Here is a 4,738-nt window from a genome sequence, read left to right as displayed (position 1 = left end):
CTTCATCGACAGAAATCATCATACGAGCAACGAGAAATTTGGGAAACATAATTTTTCATAGATTATTGGGAGTTACCCAATTGATAGGGTTTACTTTACCACTTATAGTCGACTTTAAGTCAAGCAAATACAGAAAAAAACGGAGAAGGCACCTACACCTCTTCTCCGCTTAATGCTAAATTAATTAATCCAACTTAGTTCCGTTGGATTCGATGACTTGTTTATACCAGTCGAACGATTTTTTTCGAGAACGACTCATATCTCCATTCCCGTCATTATCCAAATCCACATGAATAAAGCCATAACGCTTATCCATTTCTCCAGTACCGGCAGAAACTAAATCAATACATCCCCAAGGAGTGTATCCTATCAAATCAACCCCATCAAGGATGATGGCATCATGCATCTCCTTGATATGTTTCTTGAAATATTGTATACGGTAATCATCATAAATTGCCCCGTCTTCTTTAACCTTGTCGTATGCACCCAATCCATTTTCTACTATAAATAATGGTGCCTGGTAACGGTCATATATTTTAGATAAGGCCACCCTCAAGCCAGTTGGATCAATTGCCCACCCCCAATCCGATATCTCCAAATAAGGATTTTTAGTTACTTTCATCTGGTTCCCAATGACAATATCTGATTCCTTAGCGTCGACATCTGATACAGACGACATATAGTAACTAAATCCTATATAATCTACAGTACCGATTTTTAGCAGCTCATCATCTTCTGGTTCTTTCTTTATGACTATTCCTTCTCTATCGAATGCTTTCAGTTTATAAGAAGGATAGTAGCCTTTTACCTGAACATCCATATAGAATTCCATTTCACGGTTAAACTGCAAAGATTCAAGAATATTTGCAGGTTTGCAGTCTCTGGGATAATTGAGAATATAACACACCATCATACCGATTTGGAAATCAGGATTGATTTTTTTACCTATCTGAACAGCCTTAGCACTTGCAACAAACACATGATGTTTTGCCTGGAACAAAGTTTGCGGGTCATTGGAATGAATACCTAACTGTGACCAACTTCTTAAAATGTTTATTTCGTTAAATGTCATCCAGTACTTCACTTTACCTTTGTAACGCTTAAATAAGATTTTGCAGAAGAATGTATAGAAATCAATGACTTCTCTACTGGACCATCCATCATATTCATCCGCAAGATAAGTCGGCATATCAAAGTGATTCAGTGTAACAACTGGTTCAATATTATACTTCAGTAATTCATCAATGACTTTGTCATAAAATATTAGTCCTTCTTCATTCAACTCTTTTGTGCCTTTTGGACATACGCGAGCCCAGTTGATTGAAAAGCGGAAACTGTTGAAACCCATTTCTGCGAATAATGCAATATCCTCTTCCCAATGATGATAAAAGTCAGTAGCCACATGACTTGGATAGTACTGATCTGGGATAACATAGGCTTTGGCTCCTTCAGGTAGGGGCTCGTTTCGTTCTCTACTACCTATTTTTCCGTCTGGTGTTTTAAAAGTGACTTTTCTTGGCGTTTTCTGATCTCCGCTTGTAATGACATCGGCTAAACTTAAACCCTTACCCCCTGATAAATAGCCTCCTTCGTACTGATTGGCAGCTGTAGCTCCGCCCATAAAAAATTTTCTGGAAATACATTAGACATTTTAATCCTCCTAGATATCCTTCGTGCTGATATTAAACTTCTAAAGCTAGAATAAAGTTCCCGCCATCTACCTTAGATTCTGATGTTACTTTTACATTTTTATATTTATCCGAGTTAGTGACCACTACTGGAGTAATGATTGGATACCCTGCTTGTTCAATTTTATCTATGTCGAATTCAATCAAAGGTTGGCCCATTGTCACTTTGTCACCTTGCTTAACATAGCTGCTGAAATATTTTCCTTCTAATTGAACCGTATCCATACCTATATGCATCAGTATCTCTGCACCAGATTCAGTTGTGACACCTACAGCGTGGTTTGTAGGGAAAAGTGTAGTAACAATGCCATCTGCCGGAGATAACAGGGTACCTTCCGTTGGTTGTATAGCAATACCATGTCCTAATGCTCCTGAAGAAAATGCCGCATCATCTAATTTTGATAGTGAGATAACATCCCCTTTTAATGGGCTCATTAATTGCTGACCTTCAATAACCAAGTCCCCTCCATTATTTACATTAGAAACTTTTCCACTGTTATCAGCGCCAGTTACTGGTGTATCTTTCTCCTTTTGTCGAACATTTCCGAAGAAATAAGTCAAAATAAAACCTAGAATAAAGGCGATTATTGTAGCGACTACTGCTGCAATAAATCCAGTATTTAATCCTTCTGTCGGATGAATTCTATTAGCATAACCAAACACGCCAAATCCACCCATCTGATGCACTACACTACCGAAGTGTCCTAAAATTCCGCCACCTACACCTGCTGCGATTAAACTTATGATAAACGGTTTTTTAAGTGGTAAGGTTACCCCATAAATGGCCGGTTCTGTTACACCAAAAATACCTGAAATAAAGGCAGGTGCACTCAAAGTCTTTATTGTCTGATCTTTTGTTTTAAGCCATACTGCTAAGACTACCCCCGTCTGAGCAAATGATGCCGCAAAGGAAGCGCCTAATACTGGGTCATAGCCCATGGTAGATAAATTGGTAATCGCAACTGCTACTAATCCCAAATGAATACCAAAAATAACTAATACCTGCCATAAGCCTCCAATTAACATACCGGCAATAAGTGGACTGATACCATATACCCAAACAATTCCCTCTCCTAGTAGCTGACTTGCCCACGTAGCGATAGGTCCAATGAAGAGGAAGGTCAATGGTACGATGATAAGTATAGTGAAAAAAGGTATTAAGAACGTTTTCACTACATCTGGTATGACTTTTTTCAGCATCTTCTCAGCTTTAGAAGCTAAGAAGGTTGCTAATATAACCGGTATAACTGAAGAAGAATACGTCATTAATATAACAGGTATACCTAAAAATGTAATATAAACAGGAGATTCAAAAAGTGTTCCCGCAAACAATGTGTATAGGACTTCACCATCAGTCAGCCCTGAAAGTGCAGGATATACCAATGATGCACCAATCACCATTCCTACAAATGGTTTGACATCAAACTTCTTAGCTGCTGTGTATCCGAGAAAAATGGGAAGGAAGAAAAACAGTGAATCCCCGATAGCATTGAGGATCTGATACGTTCCCATGTCTTGAGTTAATAATCCCGTTGCAATAAATAATGCGTTAAATCCTTTAATCATTCCGGTAGCTGCTAATACACCTAAAATCGGGGTAAATATTGCAGAAATTATATCGATCGCTCGACTTATAAAGTTCTGATCAGAATCTTCAGGTTCTTCAGTAGAAGATGCAGAAGTTGTTCCAAATCCACCTTCATTAACTACTGCCTCATATACGTCCGGAACATGATTCCCTATAACGACTTGATATTGTCCACCACTCTTCATGACGGTTACTATACCATCCATATTCTTTAAAATATCTGTATTAGCTTTACCTTCATCTTTTAATTTAAACCGTAGTCGGGTAATACAGTGAACAACACTCTTCACATTATTTTCGCCACCAACGTTTTCAATAATTTTTTTAGCTAATCCTTCATAAGCCATTGCTATTTCCTCCTATTTCTTTCTCATTTTTTAATATTTCTTTTGCATATTCAATATAGTAATGTCTACTATTTGCACTCGTTTCATAATCTGCAACTTTTAACATTATTTTTGCTTTTAGGATATTTATCTCTTTCTGATTATTGCTTTTTGAGTTCAATAATAAATCACATAGTTCCATCGCCCATAATAAATCTTCTTTATCATTATCGTTTACTATTTCACTCATTATTTTTTCCTTGTTTTCAATCAAACTTAAAAGTTTTTCAGAATATTTTTCTTTAGATAACTTATTAGTATTAGTAGGATTACCATCAAACCAGCCTAAGTAAGCACTATAAATTGATTTGATTGACCATTCAACTGTTCCATAGAATTCTTCCATGTAAGGTAGACTTTGAAGATGAGATGGAAGTTTTACATTTTTAATTACTTCATCTACTGCGTATCCCAGATTCATGTAATCCAAAGTTTGTAATAATATTTCTTTAAGGCTTTCTTTGTAGTTATTTAGAACTAATTGTACCTTTGATTTGCCGATTAAAGGATCGGTATGTCCAGGGAGAACAACCTCTGAGTCATAAGACAATAACAACTCTAAGCTATCTATCCACTGTGCAATGTCACGATATTTACCTCCTCTCAATGCATATAAATTTGGCCAACAAGCATAGTAGTTATCTCCAATACACAAAACTTGCTCTTCTGGAATCCATATTAATCCAGTATCATCTGTTTCTCCTGGAGCGGGTGCAAGGTGAATAGAAACTCCATCTATATCTAAAATAGTTTCTTTATTGATATATTCTGTAGGTGATAAGAAATCATATTTACCTTCCCCAACAGCATGGCCTTCTCTAATCCCAATACCTTGACCAATCGCTTCTTCATCGCTCAAATTATAGCCAAATTGCCTTACAGTTCGTGCCATGAGTACCTTTGAAATCCGTTCTGAATATTTCAACTCAGACTTAACTGGCTCAAAAGCTATAATATTATTAACAGTATCTTTGAAGTAGTTTGCCCCCCCTCTATGATCGTTACTGTCAAATTTTTTTGTTCTTAAAGGTCTATAACCGTTGTTCTATCAAGGAAAAGACAAAAAACACTTGCCC

General features: G+C 36.8%; 2 protein-coding genes and 2 pseudogenes. All 4 read right to left on the bottom strand.

Going from position 1 to position 4,738, the window contains the following annotated elements; translation table 11 throughout:
• Nucleotides 1–184 precede the first annotated feature (184 nt).
• Nucleotides 185–1,650: pseudogene (locus ABFX15_RS09015) on the bottom strand (glycoside hydrolase family 1 protein).
• A gap of 32 nt (nt 1,651–1,682) precedes the next feature.
• Nucleotides 1,683–3,623 (bottom strand): beta-glucoside-specific PTS transporter subunit IIABC, encoded by a 1,941-nt coding sequence (locus ABFX15_RS09010; protein ID WP_346025094.1) that lies wholly within the window; start codon nt 3,621–3,623, stop codon nt 1,683–1,685.
• On the bottom strand, nt 3,613–4,083 hold the full coding sequence (locus tag ABFX15_RS09005; RefSeq protein WP_346025095.1) for an alkyl sulfatase dimerization domain-containing protein: 471 nt from the start codon (nt 4,081–4,083) through the stop codon (nt 3,613–3,615). The genes ABFX15_RS09010 and ABFX15_RS09005 overlap by 11 nt, the downstream gene beginning before the upstream one ends.
• Before the next feature lie 105 nt (nt 4,084–4,188).
• A pseudogene (locus tag ABFX15_RS09000) lies at nt 4,189–4,650 on the bottom strand (MBL fold metallo-hydrolase); the annotation flags it as partial.
• Between the last annotated feature and the right edge of the window lie 88 nt (nt 4,651–4,738).

The organism is Alkalibacterium indicireducens (assembly GCF_039522005.1).
In the GTDB taxonomy this organism is placed as follows: domain Bacteria; phylum Bacillota; class Bacilli; order Lactobacillales; family Carnobacteriaceae_A; genus Alkalibacterium; species Alkalibacterium indicireducens.
Note: the sequence above shows the minus strand (reverse complement) of the source record. Positions and strands in the feature narration are given on the sequence as shown.